The organism is Flavobacterium cauense R2A-7 (assembly GCF_000498475.1).
In the GTDB taxonomy this organism is placed as follows: domain Bacteria; phylum Bacteroidota; class Bacteroidia; order Flavobacteriales; family Flavobacteriaceae; genus Flavobacterium; species Flavobacterium cauense.
Map to the genome: position 1 here is coordinate 1 of NZ_AVBI01000039.1, position 563 is coordinate 563.

Annotated in this window: 1 protein-coding gene; it reads right to left on the reverse strand. The window is 25.2% G+C overall.

What is annotated here, in order from left to right:
- Nucleotides 1-26: 26 nt before the first annotated feature.
- A complete protein-coding gene (locus FCR2A7T_RS14545) occupies nucleotides 27-530 on the reverse strand; it encodes a hypothetical protein (RefSeq protein WP_035118897.1) in 504 nt (167 codons plus the stop codon).
- Nucleotides 531-563: the final 33 nt, after the last annotated feature.

Below are 563 nucleotides of genomic sequence, written 5' to 3' on the forward strand. Positions count from 1 at the left end.
CGCTGTTAGCAAACGTTTATTATTTTTTATCCAACTCCATTAAATGAAAGTTGAGTAAATTTTTTTCTTTCCAAATTAAATAAAGCACCCCAATAATATGTGCCACCATCACAAACAATTATTGGCTTAGTTTTCCATTCTTCAGAATTTATATCAATTAAATTTCCTTCTTCATCTGAATAAAACGCATTGATATAAATATGTTTTTCACCTTTAATTATTACGCCAATAAATTGAAATGCAAATTGATTTAAATCGTCAATTTTATGTTTTCTTAAACAACATCCAGAGGATTTTAATTTGTATATTTTTTTAAAATTTTCTTGCAATACAATAATATCACTTTTACTCAAATTAAAGTAATTTTCAATATTTTCAGGTGTTGATCTTGAACATTGGTTAAGCAATATATTTCCTTTTTCGAGTGAGATAATTGATTTGTATTTTGGATTGAATGAATATTTAGACTGTCCAAATGATATTAGAGGAATAAATATTATTAAAAAAAATATTCTTCGAAATATGTACATCTCGTTTTTTTTAAATGTTTGCTAACGTCCCGC

Bases quoted from the DNA above. Each gene is read 5' to 3' on its own strand.
- FCR2A7T_RS14545 (WP_035118897.1), bottom strand. From the start codon at position 530: ATGTACATATTTCGAAGAATATTTTTTTTAATAATATTTATTCCTCTA.